Source organism: Corynebacterium kalinowskii, assembly GCF_009734385.1.
Classification (GTDB): domain Bacteria; phylum Actinomycetota; class Actinomycetes; order Mycobacteriales; family Mycobacteriaceae; genus Corynebacterium; species Corynebacterium kalinowskii.
In genome coordinates this window covers 2381733-2406442 of sequence record NZ_CP046452.1, presented here as the reverse complement: position 1 = coordinate 2406442, position 24710 = coordinate 2381733, and the positions used below count along the sequence as shown (strand labels likewise).

The window sequence follows — 24710 nt, the reverse complement described above, 5'->3', positions numbered from 1 at the left end:
CTGCACCGAGACTGGGGATAAAACTGGTGGAGGAAACCTTCGTTTCATAAGAATTCATCCGTTGTCAAACTCCCAGGTCACCCCGGCGTGTTCGAAAGCAATCGAGAGAATATGCGTTCTGAGCTGCGGAAACGCTGCCGTAGTTGTAGGGGGAGAGGATGACTCGCGCCTACCTGCAGGAATGTGGATAGTCCACATTCCATTCACATAGTTGTCCACAACTGCCTGTGGATAACTATGTGAGGGAGACGAAAATCTCATCCTCATTCTCGGAGGAAATCCGTGCCTGTGGGCGATCACCAAGGTCGAGCACCACGTCAATGGACTGTGATTCCGGCCCCTTGCTGCGGTAGTGCAAATGCGTGTTTGTGATCTCGATGGTTTCGGTCGTAGCGTGAGTGAGCCAAGGGTGACGGCGTCGAAAAGCGATGAGGCGCTGGTGCAGCTCGAGCATCGGCGAACTCCCCGGCTTAAAGAACGGGCGCACGGCGTCGTCCCCGCCGAGCTTGTCTTCCTTGAGACCCTCGTAGCCGAGCTCGTCGCCGTAGTAAATGGCTGGCACCCCGGCTGTGGTGAGCAAGATAGTTAGCGCTAGCGCGGCCTTCGGCAGACCGACCTTCGTTGCGATGCGGGTGACATCGTGGTTGCCGACGAACGTGTAGGGGAGGAAGTCGGCCAGGAGCTCGTTGTGGCGCTTGAGGTTCCAGTCGAGTTCGAAGAAGTTCTCGTCGTTCAGGCTGGACCAGATCGACTTCCACAGTTCGTACTGGGTGACCGAGTTGATCGGCTGGGCGTAACCGGCGTAGTCGCCGTGGATAACCTCACCCATGATCCACGCATCGGGATGAGCTGCGTATACGCGAGGTGCGACCTGTTCCCAGAAGGGAATGGGTACGGAGTAGGCGGCATCGAGGCGCCAAGCATCAGTGCCTTCGCTCAGCCAGAAGTTCATCACGTCGGTGACAAGATCCGCGGTGGCTGGGTTAGCGTGATCCAGCGTAAGCAGGTCGCCGTGTCCCTCGAACACGGAGTTCTGCGCAACAAGGTGCTCGTACTTGCTATTTCGGCCGACGTGATTGAAAACCCCGTCAAGCATGATGCGGATACCACGGGTCTGGCACTCGCGGACCAGCTCGCGGAAATCATCCATGCAGCCCAGCCGGGGGTCGATGTCGAAATAATCAAGGGTGTCGTAGCCGTGTGTGGCTGAAGTGAAAATTGGCCCCAAGGCTAAGCCGTTGCAACCGAGCTCTATGAGATAGTCCAGGTTGGCAGTAATGTGACGCAGTCGTGGCGTGAGCGCACGCTCCTCTTCGGTTGGGCGCACGGGTGCACCGCAGAATCCGAGGGGGTAGACGTGCCACCAAATTGTATGCTCTGACCAGTGTGTCATGTAGGAATCCTTGCTTAGTATATGTTGCTCACTAACTCTTAGTGAGTATCTTGCACTAACTGCAGCTATGCTGTCAATATGTCTCAGCGCACTCGCATGAACCCCGCCGAACGCACAGCCCAAATCCTGGCCACCGCCAAGCAAGCATTCGCCAGCGATTCCTATGCCAATGTTTCGGTTGCCCAGGTGGCCAAAGATGCGGGAGTGTCTGTGGCGCTTGTCCACAAGTACTTCGAGTCTAAGACCGGACTCTTCGCCGCGGTGCTGGAGGAAAACTTCCGTATCCTTCGGCAGCGCCAAAACGACTACCTCGAAGGAAAAACGATCAAACGCGATCGCGTCGGTGCGCTCATCGAGTCCTACCTCGATTTCATCGCTGACCTCAAGCGTCCGTACGAGGTCGGCCATCTGCTTTACGGGCACGACGATGCCCGCTCGAATGAAGTGCGCCGCCTAGATGAACGCACCTTCGCCGTCAAACTTCGCACTATCGTTCAACCCAACGAGAGTTCACGCGATTTCTTTGCCATCCAGTCCTTCCAGGGACTGCTGCAATCGGCAACCCGCGCATGGGTGCAGCGTGGCTGTCAGCCGGATGAAAAGTACCCCGTCATTGAGGCCGTGCTGGGCGGATTGGAAGGCGCGCTGGGCGATTGGGACCGACGCTAACTAGGGATAAGATGAGCCAGAGATCCACGAGCCAAGACGAGTACCAGGGGGCCTAGTGACCACGCCAAACACCAGCTTCGACGATTCCGATGTGCCCCTTCCACCAGAGCCTCAGGACGCGCCGGCAGACGTGTCCTACGATGATCTGCCGGGCCAGGCGTTTGCGCGCCCGCAGCGTCGTGGGGCTCAGCGGGCCCGTAACCAGGACATCCCCGAGGGCCGCGAGTTCGGTCGGCAGCCACCGCACGACAGCGACTCGGAAAAGGGCGTGCTCGGCGCGATGCTCATGTCGATGCACGCTATCGAGGACGTGGTGGAGATCCTCATGCCGGATGACTTCTACCACCCTCGCCACCAGGTCATTTACACCGCGATCATCGAGCTATTTACCGAGGGCACTGAGGTTGATGCGCTGGTTGTGCGCGGTCGCCTGGACCGCAACAATGACCTCGAACGCATCGGTGGTGCGCCGTACCTCTACGACCTGGTCTCCAGTGTCCCGACCGCGGCGAACGCCCGCTACTACGCGGAGATCGTCGCTGAAAAGGCCATCTTGCGCAGGCTTGTCGACGCCGGAACCCGCGTCGTCCAGCTCGGCTATGAAGGCACCGAAGGCGCCGAACTCGATACGGTCCTGGATCTCGCTCAGCAAGAGGTCTTCGGCATCGCGAAGAAGCAAGCGACGGAGGATTACTCGATCCTGGCCGACATCCTGGATCCGACGATGGACGAGCTCAGCCAGATCGCCGAGAACGGTGGCTTGGCCCAGGGCGTGCCGACTGGCTTCGTCGACCTGGATAACCTCACTAACGGCCTGCATGGCGGCCAGATGATCATCATCGCCGCGCGTCCTGGTGTGGGTAAATCCACCCTGGCCTTGGACTTCATGCGCTCGTGCTCCATCAAGCACAACAAGGCATCCGTCATTTTCTCGCTGGAAATGTCGAAGCCGGAGATCGTGATGCGCATGCTTTCGGCGGAGACGGACATCAAACTCACGGATATGCGTTCCGGCCGGATGTCAGAGGAGCAGTGGGCCAAGCTCGCTAACCGCGTTGGCCAGATCGAGCAGGCCCCGCTGTTCATTGATGACTCCGCGAACCTGACCATGATGGAGATTCGCTCGAAGGCCCGCAAGTTGAAGCAGAAGTATGACTTGCAGATGATCGTGGTGGACTACCTGCAGCTGATGAGCTCCGGTAAGCGTGTGGAGTCCCGCCAGCAGGAAGTCTCGGAGTTCTCGCGTTCCCTGAAGCTGCTGGCCAAGGAACTTGACGTGCCGCTCATCGCGATTTCCCAGCTCAACCGTGGTCCGGAATCCCGTACGGACAAGCGCCCCCAGATCGCCGACCTGCGTGAATCCGGCTCGCTGGAGCAGGACGCCGACATGGTTATGCTGCTGTACCGACCAGATTCCCAGGATAAAGACGACGAGCGCGCCGGCGAAGCCGATATCATTTTGGCTAAGCACCGTGGTGGCCCGATCGATACGATCGCGGTTGCCCACCAGCTGCATTACTCTCGTTTTGTCGATCTAGCTAGGGGTTAACATGCGCATCGCCACGCTCCGCACGGGTTCGCAGACCCAGGCCATCCTCGTCGATGGCCCCACCAGTGCCCGCGTCATCGAAGGATTCGCCGATGTCGGAGCATTGCTTGCCGACGCCAATTGGTACGCCATCCTGCTGGATGTCGAATCCGAGCCGATTGAATTCGATCCCGCGAACTTGGCACCGGTCATCCCGCGCCCCGGCAAGATCATCTGCGTCGGCCTGAACTACGCCAAGCACATTCGTGAGATGGGGCATGAGCAGCCCGAGGTTCCGACCTTGTTTATCAAGTACCCGGAGGCGTTGATCGGGCCTTACGATACGTCGGTCGTGCCTGCCTTTGCCGCTGCGAAACCAGACTTCGAGGGCGAGCTCGCCGTGGTGATCGGCGCTCCCGCACGTAACGTGTCCGCTGCCGACGCTGACAGCGTGATTGCCGGCTACACCATCATCAACGACTTCACGATGCGTGACTTCCAAAACCAGACCAAGCAGTGGCACCAGGGCAAGTCCTTCGAGCACACTGCCGGATTCGGCCCGTGGATTGACACCGACTTTAAGCCGGGTGGCCTGCTCACTACTCGCGTGAATGACGCGGTGATGCAACAGGATTCAACAGGCGACCTCATCTTCACCCCGGCTGATCTGATCGAGTTCATCTCTCGCATCTACACGCTCCAGCCTGGCGACGTCATCGCCACCGGCACCCCGGAGGGCGTGGGACACGCCCGAAACCCACAGGTCTACCTGCAGGATGGGGACGTGGTCGAGATTTCTATCGAGGGCATCGGCTCGATTAAGAACGCGGTAGCGGTTCGCTAGCTTTCCGTCTCCGGTGCATATTTCCGAATCACTCGGGTCACCGGGTAGACGGACAGCGCGATGACGGCCATGCCAATGAGGAACACGGTGTCGTAGCCGAAGCGTGGCGCGAACAGCGAGACCACAAACGGGACGAAGAATCCCAAGTAGGTCATGGAGTAGTAGATGCCGATCAGGGAGCCGAGCTCGTGGGCTGGTGCCATGAGCTGGACTTCCCGCAGGCCAGAAACCATCATGATGCCGTAGGCGGTGCCCAGACAGAGCACTGCTGGGGCGACCCACATCGGGTTGTCGGTGCGGACGATGATGTAGCTGAAGACCATGCCGAGGAACGCGAAACCCATGCCGATGACGGCCGGTGGCACAAACCCTTTGCCCAGGCGCGGGACGATCGGTTGGACGAGCATGCCAATGGCCATCGTGACGCAGGCGATGACACCTGCGTAGGCGATTTTGTGCTCGAAGTGCTGGTTGGTGAGCGAAACCAAAATGGCGAAGGCGGTGGACGCGCAGCCGAACACCCAGGGCGCCCAGGCTGCGACGGACCACAGGAAACGGGAGCTAAACGCGATGCTGGGTAGCATCCTGCCCTTGATGGTTCCAGCGACTGGCACCTCGGGCAGATTCCAGACCAGAAAAGCGACAATGACCGTGGCGATGGCATGGAAGGCCCACGGCAGGATCAGTGGGAAGGGCGCAAACTGCGCGAGCAGGCCTGCCACCAGCGGACCGCCGGAAAAGCCACCGGTGCTGGCCAGCGTTGCGCGTTTGGCGCTGACGGCAGCAGGGGCGTCGGAGATCTCGCGCAGCCAGGCTGCGCCGGAGGACATCACGAAACCGATGGCGATGCCGCCGATGAAGCGGCCGAGGCCAATGAGCCAGGTGTGGCCGAATCCGCCGGCAAGGATGATCAGCGAGGACAGTGCTGAGATGACCAGGGCGGGGCGCATGAGGGCGCGGCGACCAACGCGGTCGGAGAGTTTGCCGCCGATGAGCAGCGCGGGCACGAGGCCGAGGATGTAGGCGGCCAGCAGGAAGGTCACGGTTGATTCGCTCAAGCCCGCTTCCATCTTGTAGGCGAGCAGCATCGGAGCGTAGCTATTTGCACCGAAGGCGATGATAAACATGCCGAGGGCGATTCTGAGCCATTTATCCATGGCGCCTCCCAAAGTAAAATGTGATCCGAATTACAGCTTTACCATGTGGGAGACCTCGCTGGCGGGCTTTTGGGAATACCCGCCTATGCAGACTTAGCGAAAGCTACTTTTGAAACCTCGGAGTCGGAGGGAGTTTGTCACAACGAACACCGAGCTCAGGGCCATCGCAGCACCAGCGAGCATGGGGTTGAGCAGTCCCATCGCAGCTACTGGAATCAGCACGACGTTGTAGGCGAACGCCCAGAACAAGTTGCCATGGATGATTCGCAAGGTTGACCGGGACAACCGGATCGCATCGACGGCGCTGCGGGGGTCATTGTTCATGATGGTGATGTCACTGGCCTCAATCGCGACGTCGGTGCCGGCGCCCATGGCTAGTCCCAGGTCGGCTTGGGCGAGAGCGGCGGCGTCGTTAATGCCATCGCCGACCATCGCGACCTTCTTGCCGGATTCCTGCAGTGCAGCAACGCGCGCCACCTTGTCGGCGGGCATGACTCCGGCGACCACGTGGTCGATGCCGAGCTGCTTTGCGACGTCCTTCGCCGCGCCCTCGTTATCGCCGGTGACCAGCCATGGCTCGATGCCCAGCTGTTTGATGTGTGCGACTGCCTCAGCGGCCTCCGGCTTCGGGGTGTCCTGGACGACCACGAAGCCGTAGTCCTGGTCATTGACTCGCACCGCGACGGGGGTGGATCCATCCGGGGCGTTGACGGTCTCATTCGGTCGGCCCACCCACACTCGCTGACCGGCGACGGTAGCCGAGATGCCCTGGCCAGTTTCAGCGCGGAAGTCGCTCGCCTCTGGGATATCCGTGGTCGCAGCGACGATCGCCTTGGCAATGGGATGCTCGGAACCTTGCTCGACAGCGGCGGCCAGCGCAAGGGTGTCGTTGGGGCCTGACACGCTAGTGACCTTCATGTTTCCGGTGGTCAGGGTGCCGGTCTTGTCAAAGATGATGGCCTGCACCTGTCTAGTGGCCTCCAGCACCTCAGGGCCCTTGATCAGCAGGCCGAGCTGCGCGCCACGACCCGTACCAACCAATAGGGCGGTCGGAGTGGCCAACCCTAGGGCGCATGGGCAAGCGATGATGAGCACAGCCACTGCGGCGGAAAACGCATCGGTGACGGCGTTTCCCATTAGTAGATGCACTGCCAAGGTGATGATTGCCGTGACAATCACAACCGGCACGAACACTTGGGAGATCTTGTCGACCGTCCGCTGGACAGGTGCCTTCTTTGCCTGCGCTTCAGTGACGAGTCGGCCCATAGCCGCCAAAGTGGTGTCTTCGCCCACGCGCGTGGCCTCGATCAATAGCCGACCAGAGCTGTTCAGCGATGCGCCGGTCACGAGGTCGCCAGGAGCTACTTCCACAGGCACCGACTCGCCGGTCAACATCGAGTTATCAACCGCGGAGTGGCCCTCGAGTACGCGACCGTCAGTCGCGATCTTCTCGCCCGGTCGGACGATAAACCGGTCCCCGACGCGCAGCTGCGCGATGGGAATGGTGACTTCGATGCCGTCGCGAAGCACGTGCGCATCCTTGGCGCCCAGGTCGAGCAGCGCCTTCAGTGCGGCGGAAGACCGGCCCTTGGCGCGCTCCTCAAACCAGCGTCCCAGCAGCAGAAACACGATCACCATCGACGCGGTTTCGAGGTAAAGACCGTGCCCGGAGTGCGCGGTGAAGCTCATATGCATCTTCATGCCGACCTCGCCCGCGCCGCCGAAGAACAGGGCAACGAGGGACCAGAGGTACGCGGCGGTGGTGCCTAGTGAGATCAGCGTGTCCATGGTGAACGCGCCATGTTTGAGGTTCACCACGGCGGCGCGGTGGAATGGCCAACCGCCCCACAAGTACACCGGAGTGGCCAAAGCGAGGGCTACCCACTGCCAGTAGTCGAACTGCAGCGCCGGGATCATCGACAGCAGCATCACCGGCGTGGCAAGCAGCGCGGACACCACAAGCCGACGTCCCAGTGACGCATGCTTATCGACGTCCTGCTCTTGCTCCACGGGAACAGCGCCGTACCCAGTCTTTTCGATGACTGCGATGAGGCCGGTGGCGTCGATAAGCGCAGGATCGTAGGTGACGCTGGCGGTCTCGGTGGCGAAGTTGACGGTCGCCGCTACGCCCTCCACCTTGTTGAGCTTGCGCTCCACGCGGGAGGAGCAAGAGGTGCAGGTCATACCGGTGACGCCGAGGTCAATATGAGTGGTAGACATATCCCCAACATACCCCTAGGGGGTATCAGGTGCAAGCAAAAAAAGGGGCCTCACGGCCCCCATGTCACTTACTGCTCGATGACCTTGTAGCCAGCTTCGATGACGGCTTCGACGATGGCGTCATCAGAGAAGTCTTCGCCGTGCACGGACATGCGGCCAGAGGCAAGATCGATGTCAACGCCCTGGGTGCCGGGAACCTCGTTTACCTCGGCTTCCACTGCCTTCACGCAGTGCTCGCAGGTCATTCCCTCGATCTGGTAGTTTTTCGTCACTGAAACTCAAGCCCTTTCGACAATGGCAGCATTAATATTCATACATCTGTATGAGACATTAATAGCCCAGGAAGCGATAAAAAGTAAACGTGGCACTAGTCACAGGGCGGCCTGCGGGAATATCCTGGGAGGCGTTAGGGTTGAACCAGCTAGAACACCCACCGATGAGTCAAGGAGACTAGCAATGGCAACCGTAAACATTACCGAGACCGACTTCGAGAAGACTGTTACCGATGGCGGCATCGTCCTCGTTGACTTCTGGGCATCCTGGTGCGGCCCATGCCGTCAGTTCGCTCCAATCTTTGAAAAGGTCTCGGAGAATCACACCGACGCGGTATTCGCCAAGGTAGATACCGATGCTAACCAGGGCATCTCTGCAGCACTGCAGATCCAGTCCATCCCAACCCTGATGGCTTTCCGCGACGGCATCATGGTCTTCCGTCAGGCCGGCGTCCTCCCAGCCAACGCGCTTGAGGACCTGGTCACCCAAATCAAGGGACTCGACATGGAAGATGTGCGCCGTCAGGTGGCTGAGCAGAACGCAGCTCAGGGCGAGTAGTTACCTATTCGATACCAAAGACCTGCCCTCCCGGGCAGCGTCCCCCATGCTCAAACACTAGAATGGTGGGAAGCTTATCCAACTGACCAGGAAAGAGTTGACCCACCATGGCGAATCCGTTTAGCAAGGGCTGGAAGTACCTGACCGCATCCCTGGATGCAAAGATCGACGAAAACGCCGATCCAAAGGTGCAGATCCAGCAGGCAGTGGAAGCCGCCAAGGGGCAGCACCGCAAGATTACCGAACAGGCGGCAGCCGTCATCGGAAATCAGCGCCAGCTGGAAATGCAGCTCGATCGCCTGGTCAAGGAACAGACCTCCCTGCAAGACAAGGCTCGCCAAGCCATCCTCGCCGCAGACAAAGCCTCCGCCGACGGCGACGCCTCCAAGGCCGCGGAGTTCACCACCACTGCAGAAATCTTTGCCTCCCAGCTTGTTGCTGTGGAGCAGCAGATTGAGCAGACGAAGGCAATGCACACCCAGGGAGCTGCCGCAGCTGAGCAGGCGAAGAAGCAGCAGAAGGAATCTGAGCTGCGACTGCAGGAGCAGATGGCCCAGATCGACCAGCTCCGCGCGCAGGCGGACCAGGCATCCATGCAGGAAAAGGTTTCCGAGTCCATGGATTCCATCAACCAGTTTGGCAAGGATGACTCCGTGCCAACTCTCGATGATGTTCGAGCGAAGATTGAACGTCGCTACGCCAACGCGTTGGGCGCTCAGGAGCTCGTGGAGTCCACCGTGGGCGACCGTATGGCAGAGATTCAGTCTGCGGGCGTCGACCTCAAGGCCAACGCACGCCTCGACGAGATTCGCGCCTCCATGAAGGCCGATAAGGAGCTCGAGGCTGCCCCTTCTGACGAATCCGCTGCTGAAGAGCAGGGTGCGGAAGCCGACGCTGAAAAGCCTGCTGAAGAGTCGACTGAGAAGTCTTCGGAAAAGTAGGAATCAGCGGCTGGGAGGCTGCGAACAAGAAGAGAGGCGGGGCCACATGGGCTCCGCCTCTCTTTACTTTCGTATCTCTGGCCTGAACTGGGCGCTAACAGCTAGTCCGTCCGACGGCCGAGGTTAATGAGCACACCACGGATTCCGGAGTGGAAACCATCGCGCAGGCTCACGCGCTGGGTCTCGGTCAGGGTGTACTCGTGCAGGGTTTCGCAGGCGAATTGCAACAACGGCCGATCGATCTCGGGTGGCAGTCCGCCGCCGGAGAAGAGATGCGCAGAGTCGCGCTGCTCGAGTGTTGCGGCGTTGTCGTACCACCACGATGCGTACTGTTGCCCGACTTCAAACGGGGTTTGGAATCCGGCCGATGCCCACACTTCATTAGGAAGGGGCACGTACCTCGAACGCAGTTTGCGGCGTGGTGCCATCATCGATGGGCTCGGGATCGGGCGGGATTCCTGGTCCTCCTTGGCGGAATCTTCCTCCTCAGCGGGTTCTGCTGGAGAAGACTCCGAAGGCGACTCGTCAGTAGTCGTCTTTGCTGCTTGCTGGGCGAGCAGCGCGGGCGACGGGGTTGAAGGCTGCGCAGGTGCTGGGTCCTGAGCAAGTTCATCGCGTTCGCCTTCGGACAGGCAATCGTCGTCGGTCTCGCGTGGCTTTTCCACACTGGGTTCCCCTGGCCGTGCAGGGAAGTGCGGTTTCACGTCGCCAAAGTTGGTGGTGCCATCGACGTCGATAGGCTCGGCGTCCCCGATGGGTTTCGTGCGCACAACTGGTGGCAGTGGGCCCTCGAGTACCTGGAGCTGCATGCAGTCGGCGAAGTCTTCACGCGGGTCAAAGATGGTGGTCGAGTCACAGGCGTGACGCAGTGCGGAGGACATAGAGTCCCAGCCGAAGCCGTACAAATGAACGCGTACGCCGGCGTTGACCGCTTCCTGGACACCCGGGATCATGTCGGCATCGCCGGAGACCAGCACGATGTCGGAGCAGGTGCCACGGACACCGGCGAGGACGAGGTCGGCAACGAGGCGAGTATCTACCGCTTTTTGGGTACGGCGCTCGCCCCACTCAATCAGCTGACCAGCCCGAAGCTGTACGCCATCACAGGTGCGCAGGGCGCGTTGGTATCGGTGGGGGCCGGTGTCTGGGATGCCGTCGTACCAAAACTGGCGGTGGATGGGCTGCTTAATTTGGTTTTCGATCATGGTTCCGAGGACGGCTACGACCTCGGGTAGGTCAATTTCTAATTGTGCGCGTGCTCCTGTTTCCCACGAGTTGTAAAAGCTCGCGAGCAGGTAAGACGTGTCCACAAAGACCATTGTTCGTTCAAGCATGGCTCCTAATTTCCGTTCATTGTTTTGTATCTAAGTTATGTATAACCAGCATGCCCTATTACCCCCTGCTGCGTCGAAAATTTTGTTTCATAATGCCCTGGCCTGCAGCTTTTCGACGCCCATCGGCCCCATTTGTCGCCATTGCCATCGATTTCTGGTGGTGGTATGGTTAGTTACATAAGTAACCAACTAAATAGCTAGGAGGGGCTGTGGACGAGTCGACCGCGCCACTCTTTCGTCAGATCGCAGACCTGATCGAAGACTCCATCGTGGAGGGATCGCTCGCAGTCGGTGACCGAGCGCCCTCCACCAATGAACTTGCAGCCTTCCACCGCATTAACCCGGCTACCGCACGCAAAGGGCTGGCCCTACTAGTGGAAAGTGGCGTGCTGGAGAAGCGGAGGGGGATTGGCATGTTTGTCACCGCAGGTGCGCCAATGCTCATCGTGCAACGGCGTCGAGAAGCCTTTGCAGCTGACTACTTGGCGCCACTCGTGGATGAAGCCGTGAAACTAGGCATGCACCGCGCAGATGTACACGACCTACTAGATCGGGTCGCGGAAAGCCGCGGCCTATACAAGGAGCAGCCATGATTATCGCCCGCAATCTCTCCGCGCAGTACAAGGAACCCGTCATAACCGGCCTGAACCTGGAGCTGGCCCCTGACCTTATTCACGGCCTGATCGGGCCGAACGGCTCGGGCAAAACCACGCTGATGCGTGTGCTCGCTGGGCAACTTCCGCATGGTGGCGAGCTTTCGGTATTCGGCACGGACCCGTTTGACAATGAAAGCGCGATGGATCGCATCGTGTTTTCCGGAGCGGACATGGTGTTTCCCATCAATTGGAAGGCGAAGAAGATTTTTGCGCTAGGGGCTAAGCGCTGGCAGACATACGATCTTGACCATGCGCTTGCGCTCCTGGATCGCTTTGAAGTTTCGGCGGACACGCCTTTCGGCAAACTTTCGCTGGGCCAAAAGTCTGCGGTCGCCGTGGTGTTTGCCCTTGCGGCACGCTGCCCGTTCACGCTCCTCGACGAGCCCTACTTGGGCATCGACGCCCAGCGCAGAGAACTGCTTTACCGCATTCTCTTGGACGAACAGGAGGAACAGCCTCGCACTATCCTGCTCTCCACCCACCACATCAATGAAAGTGCACGCGTGCTCGACTCGGTGCATTTGATCAGTGACGGCAGCGTGCACCTTTCCTCTGATGTGGAGACGCTGACCAATCAGATCCTTGAGATAACTGGCCCGGCTGAGACCCTAGCCAGCTGGGATGTTCCGGTGCTGGCCCAGGAAACCGTTGGTGGCACAACCAAATTCATCATTGATACTCGGGTAGGAATTAACGTGCCAACTGAACCGCACGTCCGCGTCTCCGCCGTGGATCTAGAAACCGCAGTATTGGCGCTACAGGAGGCATTGCGATGACCGCGCGAAACATTGCCTCGCTGATCCTTGATTGGCGCCGACTATTCTGGGTCACCCTCATGGCTCTCTACCTCCCGTTTCTCAACCTAGAACTCGGCTTACCGATAGCCTTCGCGGGACTCGTTGGCACCGCGGTGATAGTGGGCCTTTACACTGCCGATCCCAACCGGTTCCGGCTCTATGGCCTGTCCCGGCGTACAACTAGACAAATTCGCTTCGTGGTGGCAGCGCTCATCGGCGCGATAATCACCCTGAGTCTTGTGCCTGGCGCGCTGATCAACGGTTCGCGGAACGCAGTGTTTTGCGCGGTCGGAACGGTGATTGGACTCAGCGTGCAGGCTTTTCGACGCCCGGAGGAGAGCTTCGGAGCAAAGCAACCCTTCATCTTTGCCACAGATGCAGTGCGAGGAATTCGCTTCGACATCCTTATCCGACCACTAATGATGTGGATTGCGGTGATTGTCGGCATGTTGCTCATTTACCCGATGATTATCCGACGCGGGCACGGTGATGTGGAAAGCATCATGCCAGCGATGATGGGAGCCTATTGGCCGATGCTCGCCGGCATGGTTGTGTTGGTGAAAAACCAGCTCTCGGTTTCACGAATCTACGGGCGGTCCGCAACCTGCGTAGTCCGAGATCTTCGGTGGGTAACTCTTTCCATGGTGGCGCTTTACGCACTCGGCACAATGGCAATGGCTTATTGGGCAGTGGAGCGATTGGAATGGCACCAGCTGTTGCCGTTGCTGACTATGAGCCTCACTATGCAGGTGGCATTGTTCATTGGAGCGTTTCGAAAGCTCGGCATCGCCACGCCTGTCATCGTCTTTGTGGGAGTGATTGCTGTGATGATCTCTTCAAGCGTGATTATGGACAGTCTCGCGCTCTGCATCGCTCAGCTAAGTGTCGTGCTCGTGATCTGGCTGTTTGTTCTGTTCATCTATGCGCCACGGCGTGCAAGGACTGGAGTGTTCGGTTCCAGCGGACTGCGTGAATCGTTCGGAAGCGCAACTAATGTAACCCTATAAAACCGCTATTTACCTGCGGGTTTGTGTTGTGGGTTGGGGGTGTGTAACTTTATGTGGGTCAGCGTGACCGACAACGCCCCGCTTTTGAGTGTGTGGCGGTAGGAAAACGAGTCGCTGGTATTACAAGCCTTCTTTTTCTTTCAGTCTTTTGGGGCTGGGGGTTGGTTGTGCGTGTGTTGTTTGAGAACTCAATAGTGTGCCAAGTACTTATTTTTTTAAGTTGTTTTTGGTTGTGTGTTGGTGCCGGCAGGCCCGTGAGGGGTCTGTGTAAGCATTAATACTCAATTTTGTGGCTTTCTTTTCTTTCCTCGTCGGATTTTGGGGGAGTCACGTATTTTTGGACAATCTAGATAGAGGCAGGCCTTTTGGGGTTTGTTTTTGCTGGTTGTTTGTTTTTTTGCTAGGTAGTTGGGCTTTTCATAGTTCTGATTATTTTGATCTTTTATGGAGAGTTTGATCCTGGCTCAGGACGAACGCTGGCGGCGTGCTTAACACATGCAAGTCGAACGGAAAGGCCCTTCGGGGTACTCGAGTGGCGAACGGGTGAGTAACACGTGGGTGATCTGCCCTGCACTTTGGGATAAGCCTGGGAAACTGGGTCTAATACCGGATACCTACCATTGTTTAGTGTCGATGGTGGAAAGCTTTTGCGGTGTGGGATGAGCCTGCGGCCTATCAGCTTGTTGGTGGGGTAATGGCCTACCAAGGCGTCGACGGGTAGCCGGACTGAGAGGTCGATCGGCCACATTGGGACTGAGACACGGCCCAGACTCCTACGGGAGGCAGCAGTGGGGAATATTGCACAATGGGCGCAAGCCTGATGCAGCGACGCCGCGTGGGGGATGACGGCCTTCGGGTTGTAAACCTCTTTCGACAGGGACGAAGCTAACGTGACGGTACCTGTATAAGAAGCACCGGCTAACTACGTGCCAGCAGCCGCGGTAATACGTAGGGTGCGAGCGTTGTCCGGAATTACTGGGCGTAAAGAGCTCGTAGGTGGTTTGTCGCGTCGTCTGTGAAATACCGGGGCTTAACTTCGGAGCTGCAGGCGATACGGGCATAACTTGAGTGCTGTAGGGGAGACTGGAATTCCTGGTGTAGCGGTGAAATGCGCAGATATCAGGAGGAACACCAATGGCGAAGGCAGGTCTCTGGGCAGTAACTGACGCTGAGGAGCGAAAGCATGGGTAGCGAACAGGATTAGATACCCTGGTAGTCCATGCTGTAAACGGTGGGCGCTAGGTGTAGGGGTCTTCCACGACTTCTGTGCCGTAGCTAACGCATTAAGCGCCCCGCCTGGGGAGTACGGCCGCAAGGCTAAAACTCAAAGGAATTGACGGGGGCCCGCACAAGCGGCGGAGCATGTGGATTAATTCGATGCAACGCGAAGAACCTTACCTGGGCTTGACATACACCAGATCGCTGCAGAGATGTAGTTTCCCTTGTGGCTGGTGTACAGGTGGTGCATGGTTGTCGTCAGCTCGTGTCGTGAGATGTTGGGTTAAGTCCCGCAACGAGCGCAACCCTTGTCTTATGTTGCCAGCACGTTATGGTGGGGACTCATGAGAGACTGCCGGGGTTAACTCGGAGGAAGGTGGGGATGACGTCAAATCATCATGCCCCTTATGTCCAGGGCTTCACACATGCTACAATGGTCGGTACAACGCGTTTGCGACACTGTGAGGTGAAGCTAATCGCTGAAAGCCGGCCTCAGTTCGGATTGGGGTCTGCAACTCGACCCCATGAAGTCGGAGTCGCTAGTAATCGCAGATCAGCAACGCTGCGGTGAATACGTTCCCGGGCCTTGTACACACCGCCCGTCACGTCATGAAAGTCGGTAACACCCGAAGCCAGTGGCCCAACCTTTTAGGGGGGAGCTGTCGAAGGTGGGATCGGTGATTGGGACGAAGTCGTAACAAGGTAGCCGTACCGGAAGGTGCGGCTGGATCACCTCCTTTCTAAGGAGCTTTTTTGGCTCACAGTTGTGAGCCGTGTACACCAACTCAGTCACCGAGTGTGTGGCTGTTGGTTTATGAATCGGGTGGAGACTAACTAGCCGCTTATATGGTGGTGGTCATCACGACCGGAAATATGACTTAAATATGTTTTTGTGCTTGGCATGCTGTTGGGTGTCTGGAATGACACTGTTGTGTTGTTTCAATGGGCTCCTTGCTTTCTGGTTGCGTGACTGTTTCTTTGTGGGATGGTGTGGTTGCTGGTTGTGGGGGGTGTGTTGTGTGAGAACTGTATAGTGGACGCGATGCAATTTTTATTGTGTTTCTTTGTTTTTTGTGGCATATATTTTGTTTGTGTTTGCCTTTTGTATGGTGTTTTTGTTACTTAAGGGCGCACGGTGGATGCCTTGGCATACTGAGCCGATGAAGGACGTGTAAGGCTGCGATAAGCCTCGGGGAGTTGCCAATAGAGCGTTGATCCGAGGGTGTCCGAATGGGGAAACCCAGCTAGGGTTATGCCTAGTTACCTGCCCATGAATTCATAGTGGGTGTGGGGGTTACGCGGGGAAGTGAAACATCTCAGTACCCGTAGGAGAAGAAAACAATTGTGATTCCGTTAGTAGCGGCGAGCGAAAGCGGATGTTTGGCTAAACTGCATGCGTGTGATACCCGGCAGGGGTTGCGTGTGTGGGGTTGTGGGAGCAAGCTGTTCCAATACTGCCGTGTTGGTCGTGTGTGTTTGTGTGTTAGGGGAAGTGGTGTGGAATCGCCTGCCGTAGACGGTGAGAGCCCGGTACCTGAAAATGTGCAAGCCATGCGTGTTTGTTTCCCGAGTAGCAGCGGGCTCGTGGAATCTGCTGTGAATCTGCCGGGACCACCCGGTAAGCCTGAATACTCAGTGTGACCGATAGCGGATTAGTACCGTGAGGGAATGGTGAAAAGTACCCCGGGAGGGGAGTGAAATAGTACCTGAAACCGTGTGCCTACAATCCGTCAGAGCCGACTTGTTCGGTGATGGCGTGCCTTTTGAAGAATGAGCCTGCGAGTCAGCGGCATGTCGCGAGGTTAACCCGTTGTGGGGTAGTCGTAGCGAAAGCGAATACTAACTAGTGTGTTTAGTGGCATGTCTTGGACCCGAAGCGGGGTGATCTACCCATGGCCAGTGTGAAGCAGCTGTAAGAGGTTGTGGAGGCGCGAACCCACTTAGGTTGAAAACTGAGGGGATGAGTTGTGGGTAGGGGTGAAAGGCCAATCAAACTCCGTGATAGCTGGTTCTCCCCGAAATGCATTTAGGTGCAGCGTTGCATGGTGCTTGCCGGAGGTAGAGCTACTGGTTGGTTTAGCGGGACTACAATCTTAGCGACGTCAGCCAAACTCCGAATGCCGGCCAAAGTTAGTGCAGCAGTGAGACTGCGGGGGATAAGCTTCGTAGTCGAGAGGGAAACAGCCCAGATCGCCGGTTAAGGTCCCTAAGAGTGTGCTAAGTGGAAAAGGATGTGGGATCGCTTAGACAGCCAGGAGGTTGGCTTAGAAGCAGCCATCCTTGAAAGAGTGCGTAATAGCTCACTGGTCGAGTGGTTCTGCGCCGACAATGTAGTGGGGCTCAAGCACACCACCGAAACCGCGGCAATATATTTATATGTTGGGTAGGGGAGCGTCGTGTACTGCGTTGAAGCATCCGGGTAACCTGGTGTGGAGTGTACGCGAGTGAGAATGCAGGCATGAGTAACGAATTGATGAGTGAGAATCTCATCCGCCGGATGACTAAGGGTTCCTGGGTCAAGCTCGTCTTCCCAGGGTGAGTCGGGGCCTAAGGCGAGGCCGACAGGCGTAGTCGATGGATAACGGGTTGATATTCCCGTACCCGAGTGTGCGCGACCATGGTGAATCAGTGATACTAACCACCCTGAAACACCTCGTGATGCTCTTTGAGTGTTGTGTGGTGTGGATGCGTGGGGCCTGATCTGGTAGTAGCTAAGTGATGGGGTGACGCAGTGAGGTAGCCGAGCCACTTATTGGATTGTGGTGTAAGCGTGTAGCCCGCGGCCTAGGTAAATCCGGGACCGCATGTTGGGTGAGGCGTGATGCGTACCCTTTAAAAGGGGATGTTGGTGATCCTGTACTGTCGAGAAAAGCCTCTAGCGATGTGCATATTCGGCCCGTACCCCAAACCGACACAGGTAGTCAGGTAGAGAATACTAAGGCGTTCGGGTGAACTGTGGTTAAGGAACTCGGCAAAATGCCCCCGTAACTTCGGGAGAAGGGGGACCACAAGCGGTGATCGTTTTTACAACGTGAGCTGGTTGTGGTCGCAGAGAATAGAGGGAAGCGACTGTTTATTAAAAACACAGGTCCGTGCGAAGACGATAAGTCGATGTATACGGACTGACGCCTGCCCGGTGCTGGAAGGTTAAGAGGACCTGTTAGGACGTAAAGTCCGAAGCGGAGAATTTAAGCCCCAGTAAACGGCGGTGGTAACTATAACCATCCTAAGGTAGCGAAATTCCTTGTCGGGTAAGTTCCGACCTGCACGAATGGCGTAACGACTTCCCTGCTGTCTCAACCACAGGCCCGGTGAAATTGCAGTACGAGTAAAGATGCTCGTTTCGCGCGGCAGGACGAAAAGACCCCGGGACCTTCACTATAGCTTGGTATTGGTGTTTGGTGCGGTTTGTGTAGGATAGGTGGGAGACTGTGATGCAGCATCGCTAGGTGTTGTTGAGTCGTTGTTGAAATACCACTCTGATCGTAGTAGATACCTCAACCTCGGCCCATGATCTGGGTTAGGGACAGTGCCTGGTGGGTAGTTTAACTGGGGCGGTTGCCTCCTAAAGAGTAACGGAGGCGCCCAAAGGTTCCCTCAGCCTGGTTGGCAATCAGGTGGTGAGTGTAAGTGCACAAGGGAGCTTGACTGTGAGACTGACAGGTCGAGCAGGGACGAAAGTCGGGACTAGTGATCCGGCACTGGCTTGTGGATGCGGTGTCGCTCAACGGATAAAAGGTACCCCGGGGATAACAGGCTGATCTTCCCCAAGAGTCCATATCGACGGGATGGTTTGGCACCTCGATGTCGGCTCGTCGCATCCTGGGGCTGGAGTAGGTCCCAAGGGTTGGGCTGTTCGCCCATTAAAGCGGCACGCGAGCTGGGTTTAGAACGTCGTGAGACAGTTCGGTCTCTATCCGCCGCGCGCGTGGAAACTTGAGAAAAGCTGTCCCTAGTACGAGAGGACCGGGACGGACGTACCTCTGGTGTGCCAGTTGTACCGCCAGGTGCATGGCTGGTTGGCTACGTACGGAAGGGATAACCGCTGAAAGCATCTAAGCGGGAAGCCTGTTTCAAGATAAGGTTTCTTTTGAGGTTCCCCATAGACCATGGGGTTGATAGGCCAGATCTGGAAGCACAGCAATGTGTGGAGGTAACTGGTACTAATACACCAACTAACAAAACCCAAACATGGGGCACGCAACAGCAAACAAAACATCTTGCCGCAAGCAAAAACAAGAATAAATCGCGTTCACTATGCAGTATCTGACACAACACCCACACCACATGTGTGTGTGGCCGATTGTCACAGTTGTGTCGGTGGTTATTAGCGTGAGGGAAACGCCCGGTCCCATTCCGAACCCGGAAGCTAAGCCTTACTGCGCCGATGGTACTGCACCTGGGAGGGTGTGGGAGAGTAGGACACCGCCGACCAAAAACTTCATATTCATGGACCCGGATAACCTCCGGGTCCATGAACCCATTCTTGGGGCATTAGCTCAATTGGTAGAGCACCTGCTTTGCAAGCAGGAGGTCAGGAGTTCGATTCTCCTATGCTCCACAACTAAAACGAGATCCCGACATCAGTTAATGGTGTCGGGGTCTTTCTCGTTCTTCTACTCACACGGCATTGTCGTTCCAGTGGGCGTCGATAAGCCAGCTGAGCTGGGCGACTACACTGAGACAAAACAGATTTTTCCCCACAAAAGGAGTTTGTGAAGTGATTCGTGCAGATCTGGCTGCATTGCCGGCCTATGTCCCAGGCAAGCGCCAGGATGGAGCGACGAAGCTGTCCTCCAATGAGACGACACAACCTCCACTGCCAGCTGCAGTCGCTGCGATGCGCGATGTCGCCGCCGGGGCGAACCGCTACCCAGACATGGGTGCGATCGAGTTGCGCACCGAATTAGCTGATCACCTCGGCTTGTCGCTCGAGCAGATAGCTGTCGGCACCGGTTCCTCTGCACTGTGCCAGCAACTCGTACAGATCACCTCCACCGTGGGAGACGAAGTTGTATTTCCGTGGCGTTCCTTCGAGGCCTACCCATTGTTCGCACAGGTCGTCGGCGCGACGCCGGTCGCGGTTCCATTAAAGGACGACGGTGTCGATCTGGAGGCCATGGCCGCTGCGATCACCGAGCGCACACGATTAGTTTTCGTCTGCAACCCGAACAACCCGACGGGTACAACGGTCACGTCAGGTGAATTCATCAAGTTCTTGAGCAAGGTACCATCCGACGTAATCGTCGCGCTCGACGAAGCCTACTTCGAATACAACAAGGCCACCGATACGCCGGTCGCCACTGACTTCCTGGCCTCCCATCCGAATGTTGTGGGCCTGCGGACTTTTTCCAAGGCGTACAGCTTGGCCGGCGTGCGCGTCGGATACTGCTTCGGTGCTGTTCCCATCATTGAGGCGCTGAACAAAGTTGCGATCCCGTTTTCCGTCAGCTCCGTCGCTCAGGCAGGCGCGGTCGCATCGCTGCGCGCCCGCGACGAGCTCGCCGAGCGAGTTGCACTCACCGTGACTGAGCGCGAGCGCTTGTCGACAGCCCTCGGCACGATCCCCTCCGAAGCGAACTTCGTCTGGCTCCCGGCCTCGTCTCTGCCTCGGCCACCAGCCGAGATCGCCTCCGTTCTTGCCGATCGTGGCGTTCTCGTTCGTGCCTTCCCTGAGGGCATTCGCATCACCGCTACCACCGCCGAGGAAACCGACAAGCTGCTGGAAGCTTGGGACTTTTAGTTCCGGCGCGGCATTGAAGGAGCCTCCGGGTGTGGGGTACCTTGGGCTGCAAAGCCATTCGTTTGGCTGTTGCTCAAGTCCAGCCTCGCGCTGGGGGAAGGTTTCACACATGAAAGAGCTGCTCGCAAAAGTCCCAGCTGGCCTGCTGATTAACGGCGAATGGGTGGACTCGATCACGGGGGAAACCTATGATGTGAAGAACCCGGCGACAGGCGAGGTGATCGCTACCATGCAGTCCGCAGGTGCCGAGGACGCCATAAAGGCCCTCGATGCCGCCTGCGCTGTGCAGAAAGAGTGGGCCCAGACCCCGGCCCGCGAGCGCTCCGAAATCCTGCGCCGCGCCTTCGAACTCGTCACGGAACGCGCCGAAGAGTTCGCTACCCTGATGACACTCGAGATGGGCAAGCCACTGGCCGAGGCACACGGCGAGGTCAAATACGGTGCAGAGTATCTGCGCTGGTTTGGTGAAGAGGCTGCGCGCATGAACGGCCGGTTCGGCCACGCGCCTGACGCTGGCTTCCCGATGCTCACCCGTCGCAAGCCTGTCGGCCCCTGCCTGCTGATCACCCCGTGGAACTTCCCATTGGCGATGGCCACCCGCAAGGTTGCCCCGGCAGTGGCTGCTGGCTGCACAATGGTGCTCAAATCCGCACGCCTGACCCCACTTACCGCGCAATACTTCGCCCAGACCATGCTTGATGCGGGCCTGCCATCGGGCGTGTTGAACGTGGTGTCCGGTAAGTCGGCATCGGCCATCTCCAATCCGATCATGGAGGACCGACGCCTGCGGAAGATCTCCTTCACCGGCTCCACTCCGGTCGGCCAGAAGCTGCTGGCCAAGGCATCGGAAAACGTCTTGCGTACCTCGATGGAGCTCGGCGGCAACGCCCCGTTTATCGTGTTCGAGGATGCTGACCTGGATGCTGCGGTCAAGGGAGCCATGGGCGCGAAAATGCGCAACATCGGCGAGGCATGCACCGCTGCCAATCGTTTCCTCGTGCATTCATCCGTCATCGACGAGTTCTCTGCCAAGTTCGCCGCGGCGATCGTCGAGCTTAAGGTGGGCAACGGCCTCGACGACGGCGTCACCTGCGGTCCGATGGTGGAGCAGGACGCAGTCGACCACATTGCCGAGCTTGTCGACGACGCAGTCGCCCGCGGGGGCCGCATCCTCGTCGGTGGAAAGCGAGTAGAGGGCGCTGGCTACTTCTACGAGCCGACGGTCATCGTCGACGCTCCGATCGAGTCCCGTGTCTTCCGCGAGGAAATCTTCGGACCAGTTGCCCCGATCTTCCCATTCGATACGGAAGCAGAGGCCGTGGAGCTGGCCAATGACACCGAGTACGGCCTGGCCTCCTACGTGTTCACCCAGGATCCAGACCGTATGTACCGCATGTCCGACGGATTGGAGTTCGGACTGATGGGCTTTAACTCGGGTGTCATTTCCAATGCGGCTGCGCCGTTCGGCGGTGTGAAGCACTCTGGCATGGGCCGCGAAGGCGCAGCGGAGGGCATCGAGGAGTACACCTCGTTGCAGTACATCGGGGTGAAGAACCCGTACTAGTTACAGCGCTGGGTGCGCGCTGAGCAGCGAAAGTCGGTTGTACGAGTTGATCACAATGGCGATCCATTCTGCTGCTGCAATTTCTTGGTCTGACAGCGCGGCACCGTAAGCGGCGAATTCGGCGTCCCAATCCCGGTTTGGATCTGTGATGGTGACTGCTTCCGCAATCTGTAGGCATGCGCGCTCGCGTGGGGAGAAAACATCGGCCTGGCGCCAGGCCGGGAGAACGTTAATTTTGGTTTCGCTTATCCCGACGCGCCTTGCCTCGGGAACGTGCAGGCTCAAGCAGGTGACGCAGGCATTAATTTGGGAACAACGGAGCTTAATCAGCTCGATGAGCGCCGTATCCAGCCCCGCGCTGATGGCCGCATCCTTCGCTTGGCGGGACAGCCCGTTCAGCGTCTTGTACATTTCGGGATGAGTCTTGTCGAGGTAAGGGCGTCCTGGCTTCACTGTGCTTCTCTTTCCGATTAGGGGGTCGTCCTCTAATTCAACCCCCTAGGTCGGGGAATATTCCGACACTGGCTGTCGCAAGACGGTCTTGAGTCTCTCAGGCCCGACCCGCCTCGGGTCACTGAGATAAATCTCGTGGTGCAGCCCGTTGAACTTTAGCCCCCGTTCAGGCATCCATTCATCGTGGAGTTGCGCGAGCAGGGGTGCTTCCTCGTCATAGGAACCGATGTGCAGCACCTGCGCGCAGAGCCCCTCACTGAGGGTTGCTAGGCGGATATCCGGAAACTCGCACTTTTTAGCGGCCTTGTCGATGCCCTCCTGCAGCTCCTCCTGACCGATCCACTCCGGCTGTCGAATCATCATCGTCCAACGAAAGCTGTCCTTCTCTGCCCGGGTAAATACGCCATAGTCCGCGGCATGCCACAGGCCTTCAAGTGGCATGACGACGAAGTCGCGCTGCTCGGCCTTGCTGAGGAATTTGATGGCGTAAGACACCGAGTACAGGGCTTCAACTGCGGTTTTATACAATGGCGAGGTGTTGGGATCGCCCGCGCCGTCGATCATCAAGTATTGGGCGGGAGGGACGTCGATAAGCTCCCAGCTTCGGTTTTTCGGCGCGTACTCCGCCCGGTGCACCTTCTTCAGATCTGTTTTCTCCACACTCTGAGTTTATGAAGAAAAGTGTCAATTTTTTCGCTTGAAGGCGGGATGTATGCCACTCTTTACTGCAATAGAAAGGGAGCACACGTGTTTGGATTACCTCTGGAAACAGCGATCATCATGTCCGTGATTCCCGCGGGGTGGTTGCTGTACACGCTTGGTTTCTGGGTCTTTAGCCGGGACTGGCAGGCTACCGAGAATGAGGGCGACTAGATGAACGTCGCACTCATTGTCCTGGTGGTGTACTTCGCGCTGATGGCGGCCATTGGTATGTGGACGACGCGGAGGTCGTCGACAAGCACCGAAGACTATTTGCTGGGCGGCCGCAGGCTGGGACCTGCGGTGACGGCGCTGCGCCTGCAGTCATCGTCGATGTCGGGGTACATGTTCCTGGGCGCTGGCTCGTTGGGATTCACCCAGGGATATTTCGGCATGTGGTACGCGCTAGGGGATCTCGGCGGCGGCATTTTGAACCTGTCAGTGCTAGGGCGTCGAATGCGCAAGCTGTCCAAGATGCTCGGTTCGGTGAGCTCGATTGAATACTTGGAGGATCGCTACCAGTCACCGTGGGTGCGGATTGTGGCCGCTCCCATCGCGCTGGGCGCCCTATTCCTCTACGTGTTGTCTCAGTTCATTGCCGGTGGCTCGGGTTTGGCATCGGTCACTGGCCTGGATTTCAAAGTGGCGCTGCTGATCGCGGTGGGCGTGATCGTGCTGTACACCTTCCTGGGTGGCTATTTGGCGGTGGCGTACACGGACTTTATCCAGGCGATCGTCATGCTCATTGGCATGTTGTGGATTTTGATCGCCACCCTGCGCTCCGTTGGTGGGGTGACGACGGGGCATGAACGCGTGGGAGAGGTGAACCCGAACCTGCTCACCATGTGGGGTGCCGACCTGCAATATCAGGCGGATTGGGGAACGATCCTTGGCGCGCTGTTGCTCTTTTCCATCGGCTACATGGGCTGGCCCCACGTGGTGGTCTCCCATATGGCAATGGAAAAGCCGTCCGTCGCACGCGGCGCCGGGGTTTATTCGATGTTGTTTAACATCCTGTTCATCCCCGCCCCGTATCTGATTGGCACCATGGCAATCGTGTTGTTGCCGGGTCTCAGTGATCCGGAGCAGGCCATCTTCGAAGTAGCCAAGTCGGTGCTACCGGAATTTGCGGTAGGCATTGTGATGGCAGCTGTGATGGCAGCGATCATGTCTACCGCTGATGCCCTGTTGTTGCAGACCTCCACCATCGCAGCGCGGGACGTCTTCGGGCGCTTCTTCATCAAGAACATGAGCGAGCGCCAGATGGTCAGGATCTCACGCACTATGGTGCTGCTACTGGCTGCCGGCGGAATCGGTCTCGCACTCTGGCAGCCACCAGGAGTGTTCGCGCTGGTCGTCTTTGCTACCACCATCCTGGGCAGCGCTTTCGCCCCGGCCTACATTTGCGCGGTGTGGTGGCAGAAGGCCAACTCAGTAGGTGCCATCGCCTCGATGATCGCCGGAACAGTGGTCTCCGTGGCCTGGAAACAATCCGGCCTGGCAGATATGACCAGCACCGATCCGATGCTCGCCGGGCTGCTGGCCTCCACTATTGCGATGGTCGTGGGCTCGTTGCTCACGCAAAAGAGCCACCCCGTTAGTTCGGAGATTCGCGAGGCGATGGCAGATTTGTAACCACTAGGCGTCGATAAGCGC

18 protein-coding genes, 1 tRNA gene, 3 rRNA genes and 2 pseudogenes are annotated in these 24710 nt (G+C 57.9%); 16 read left to right on the top strand and 8 right to left on the bottom strand.

What is annotated here, in order from left to right; all coding sequences use genetic code 11:
* Positions 1-235: 235 nt before the first annotated feature.
* Positions 236-1393 (bottom strand): alpha-amylase family glycosyl hydrolase, encoded by a 1158-nt coding sequence (locus CKALI_RS11620; protein WP_156193501.1) that lies wholly within the window; start codon positions 1391-1393, stop codon positions 236-238.
* A gap of 78 nt (positions 1394-1471) precedes the next feature.
* On the opposite strand from CKALI_RS11620, the gene CKALI_RS11615 reads away from it, so the two are divergent.
* Genes CKALI_RS11615 through CKALI_RS11605 form a run of 3 tightly spaced genes read left to right on the top strand, consistent with a single transcriptional unit; the run spans position 1472 to position 4434 of the window.
* Positions 1472-2062, top strand: a complete 591-nt coding sequence (locus CKALI_RS11615) for a TetR/AcrR family transcriptional regulator (RefSeq protein ID WP_156193500.1) — start codon at positions 1472-1474, stop codon at positions 2060-2062.
* 55 nt (positions 2063-2117) lie between these two features.
* Entirely contained in the window at positions 2118-3611 is a 1494-nt protein-coding gene (dnaB, locus tag CKALI_RS11610; protein WP_156193499.1) for a replicative DNA helicase, read from the top strand.
* Position 3612: 1 nt separating this feature from the next.
* Complete coding sequence (locus CKALI_RS11605; RefSeq protein ID WP_156193498.1) at positions 3613-4434, top strand: fumarylacetoacetate hydrolase family protein; 822 nt, start codon at positions 3613-3615, stop codon at positions 4432-4434.
* On the opposite strand, the gene CKALI_RS11600 is transcribed toward CKALI_RS11605, so the two are convergent.
* The 3 genes from CKALI_RS11600 to CKALI_RS11590 all read right to left on the bottom strand — a co-directional run bounded on the left by CKALI_RS11600 (position 4431) and on the right by CKALI_RS11590 (position 8083).
* A complete protein-coding gene (locus CKALI_RS11600) occupies positions 4431-5591 on the bottom strand; it encodes an MFS transporter (RefSeq protein ID WP_156193497.1) in 1161 nt (386 codons plus the stop codon). The genes CKALI_RS11605 and CKALI_RS11600 overlap by 4 nt on opposite strands.
* A 93-nt stretch (positions 5592-5684) precedes the next feature.
* Complete coding sequence (locus CKALI_RS11595; RefSeq protein ID WP_156193496.1) at positions 5685-7811, bottom strand: heavy metal translocating P-type ATPase; 2127 nt, start codon at positions 7809-7811, stop codon at positions 5685-5687.
* 68 nt (positions 7812-7879) lie between these two features.
* Complete coding sequence (locus tag CKALI_RS11590; RefSeq protein ID WP_231580469.1) at positions 7880-8083, bottom strand: heavy-metal-associated domain-containing protein; 204 nt, start codon at positions 8081-8083, stop codon at positions 7880-7882.
* Between the two features lie 184 nt (positions 8084-8267).
* Here CKALI_RS11590 and trxA point away from each other — a divergent pair, with 184 nt between their 5' ends.
* The gene (trxA, locus tag CKALI_RS11585) at positions 8268-8642 is read left to right on the top strand and encodes a thioredoxin (protein WP_156193495.1); all 375 of its coding nucleotides are present in this window, start codon (positions 8268-8270) and stop codon (positions 8640-8642) included.
* A 107-nt stretch (positions 8643-8749) separates the two neighbouring features.
* Complete coding sequence (locus tag CKALI_RS11580; RefSeq protein WP_156193494.1) at positions 8750-9583, top strand: PspA/IM30 family protein; 834 nt, start codon at positions 8750-8752, stop codon at positions 9581-9583.
* A 101-nt stretch (positions 9584-9684) separates the two neighbouring features.
* On the opposite strand, the pseudogene CKALI_RS12385 reads toward CKALI_RS11580, so the two are convergent.
* Together CKALI_RS12385 and CKALI_RS12380 are read right to left on the bottom strand one after the other, a co-directional pair.
* A pseudogene (locus tag CKALI_RS12385) lies at positions 9685-10092 on the bottom strand (NYN domain-containing protein); the annotation flags it as partial.
* 251 nt (positions 10093-10343) lie between these two features.
* A pseudogene (locus CKALI_RS12380) lies at positions 10344-10917 on the bottom strand (NYN domain-containing protein); the annotation flags it as partial.
* Between the two features lie 209 nt (positions 10918-11126).
* On the opposite strand from CKALI_RS12380, the gene CKALI_RS11570 reads away from it, so the two are divergent.
* The 9 genes from CKALI_RS11570 to CKALI_RS11530 all read left to right on the top strand — a co-directional run bounded on the left by CKALI_RS11570 (position 11127) and on the right by CKALI_RS11530 (position 21902).
* The gene (locus CKALI_RS11570; RefSeq protein WP_156193492.1) at positions 11127-11510 is read left to right on the top strand and encodes a GntR family transcriptional regulator; all 384 of its coding nucleotides are present in this window, start codon (positions 11127-11129) and stop codon (positions 11508-11510) included.
* Entirely contained in the window at positions 11507-12349 is an 843-nt protein-coding gene (locus tag CKALI_RS11565; RefSeq protein WP_156193491.1) for an AAA family ATPase, read from the top strand. The genes CKALI_RS11570 and CKALI_RS11565 overlap by 4 nt, the downstream gene beginning before the upstream one ends.
* Positions 12346-13377, top strand: coding sequence for a hypothetical protein (locus tag CKALI_RS11560; protein WP_156193490.1), 1032 nt, complete (start codon positions 12346-12348; stop codon positions 13375-13377). The genes CKALI_RS11565 and CKALI_RS11560 overlap by 4 nt, the downstream gene beginning before the upstream one ends.
* A 441-nt stretch (positions 13378-13818) precedes the next feature.
* Positions 13819-15335 (top strand): 16S ribosomal RNA (locus CKALI_RS11555).
* 371 nt (positions 15336-15706) lie between these two features.
* A 23S ribosomal RNA gene (locus CKALI_RS11550) occupies positions 15707-18783 on the top strand.
* A gap of 128 nt (positions 18784-18911) precedes the next feature.
* Positions 18912-19029: ribosomal RNA gene (gene rrf, locus CKALI_RS11545) — 5S ribosomal RNA — on the top strand.
* Together the 16S, 23S and 5S rRNA genes with 1 tRNA gene alongside form the textbook arrangement of a ribosomal RNA operon.
* Positions 19030-19083: 54 nt before the next feature.
* A tRNA-Ala gene (locus tag CKALI_RS11540) sits at positions 19084-19156 on the top strand.
* A 159-nt stretch (positions 19157-19315) separates the two neighbouring features.
* A complete protein-coding gene (locus CKALI_RS11535; protein WP_156193489.1) occupies positions 19316-20338 on the top strand; it encodes a pyridoxal phosphate-dependent aminotransferase in 1023 nt (340 codons plus the stop codon).
* A gap of 109 nt (positions 20339-20447) precedes the next feature.
* Positions 20448-21902: an NAD-dependent succinate-semialdehyde dehydrogenase gene (locus CKALI_RS11530; RefSeq protein ID WP_156193488.1), complete on the top strand. Its 1455-nt coding sequence runs from the start codon at positions 20448-20450 to the stop codon at positions 21900-21902.
* On the opposite strand, the gene CKALI_RS11525 is transcribed toward CKALI_RS11530, so the two are convergent.
* On the bottom strand, positions 21903-22355 hold the full coding sequence (locus CKALI_RS11525; RefSeq protein WP_156193487.1) for a carboxymuconolactone decarboxylase family protein: 453 nt from the start codon (positions 22353-22355) through the stop codon (positions 21903-21905). It abuts the gene before it with no gap.
* A gap of 45 nt (positions 22356-22400) precedes the next feature.
* Positions 22401-23015: a GyrI-like domain-containing protein gene (locus CKALI_RS11520; RefSeq protein WP_156193486.1), complete on the bottom strand. Its 615-nt coding sequence runs from the start codon at positions 23013-23015 to the stop codon at positions 22401-22403.
* Between the two features lie 87 nt (positions 23016-23102).
* On the opposite strand from CKALI_RS11520, the gene CKALI_RS12315 reads away from it, so the two are divergent.
* Together CKALI_RS12315 and CKALI_RS11515 are read left to right on the top strand one after the other, a co-directional pair.
* Entirely contained in the window at positions 23103-23228 is a 126-nt protein-coding gene (locus CKALI_RS12315) for a hypothetical protein (RefSeq protein ID WP_269076354.1), read from the top strand.
* Entirely contained in the window at positions 23229-24689 is a 1461-nt protein-coding gene (locus tag CKALI_RS11515) for a sodium/proline symporter (RefSeq protein WP_156193485.1), read from the top strand.
* Positions 24690-24710: the final 21 nt, after the last annotated feature.

Excerpts from the sequence above, each read along its gene's own strand:
- CKALI_RS11560 (WP_156193490.1), top strand. The coding sequence starts at position 12,346 with ATGACCGCGCGAAACATTGCCTCGCTGATCCTTGATTGGCGCCGACTA.
- CKALI_RS11565 (WP_156193491.1), top strand. The coding sequence starts at position 11,507 with ATGATTATCGCCCGCAATCTCTCCGCGCAGTACAAGGAACCCGTCATA.
- trxA (WP_156193495.1), top strand. The coding sequence starts at position 8,268 with ATGGCAACCGTAAACATTACCGAGACCGACTTCGAGAAGACTGTTACC.
- CKALI_RS11605 (WP_156193498.1), top strand. The coding sequence starts at position 3,613 with ATGCGCATCGCCACGCTCCGCACGGGTTCGCAGACCCAGGCCATCCTC.
- CKALI_RS11595 (WP_156193496.1), bottom strand. The coding sequence starts at position 7,811 with ATGTCTACCACTCATATTGACCTCGGCGTCACCGGTATGACCTGCACC.
- CKALI_RS11515 (WP_156193485.1), top strand. The coding sequence starts at position 23,229 with ATGAACGTCGCACTCATTGTCCTGGTGGTGTACTTCGCGCTGATGGCG.
- CKALI_RS11620 (WP_156193501.1), bottom strand. The coding sequence starts at position 1,393 with ATGACACACTGGTCAGAGCATACAATTTGGTGGCACGTCTACCCCCTC.
- CKALI_RS11615 (WP_156193500.1), top strand. The coding sequence starts at position 1,472 with ATGTCTCAGCGCACTCGCATGAACCCCGCCGAACGCACAGCCCAAATC.
- CKALI_RS11580 (WP_156193494.1), top strand. The coding sequence starts at position 8,750 with ATGGCGAATCCGTTTAGCAAGGGCTGGAAGTACCTGACCGCATCCCTG.
- CKALI_RS11530 (WP_156193488.1), top strand. The coding sequence starts at position 20,448 with ATGAAAGAGCTGCTCGCAAAAGTCCCAGCTGGCCTGCTGATTAACGGC.
- CKALI_RS11600 (WP_156193497.1), bottom strand. The coding sequence starts at position 5,591 with ATGGATAAATGGCTCAGAATCGCCCTCGGCATGTTTATCATCGCCTTC.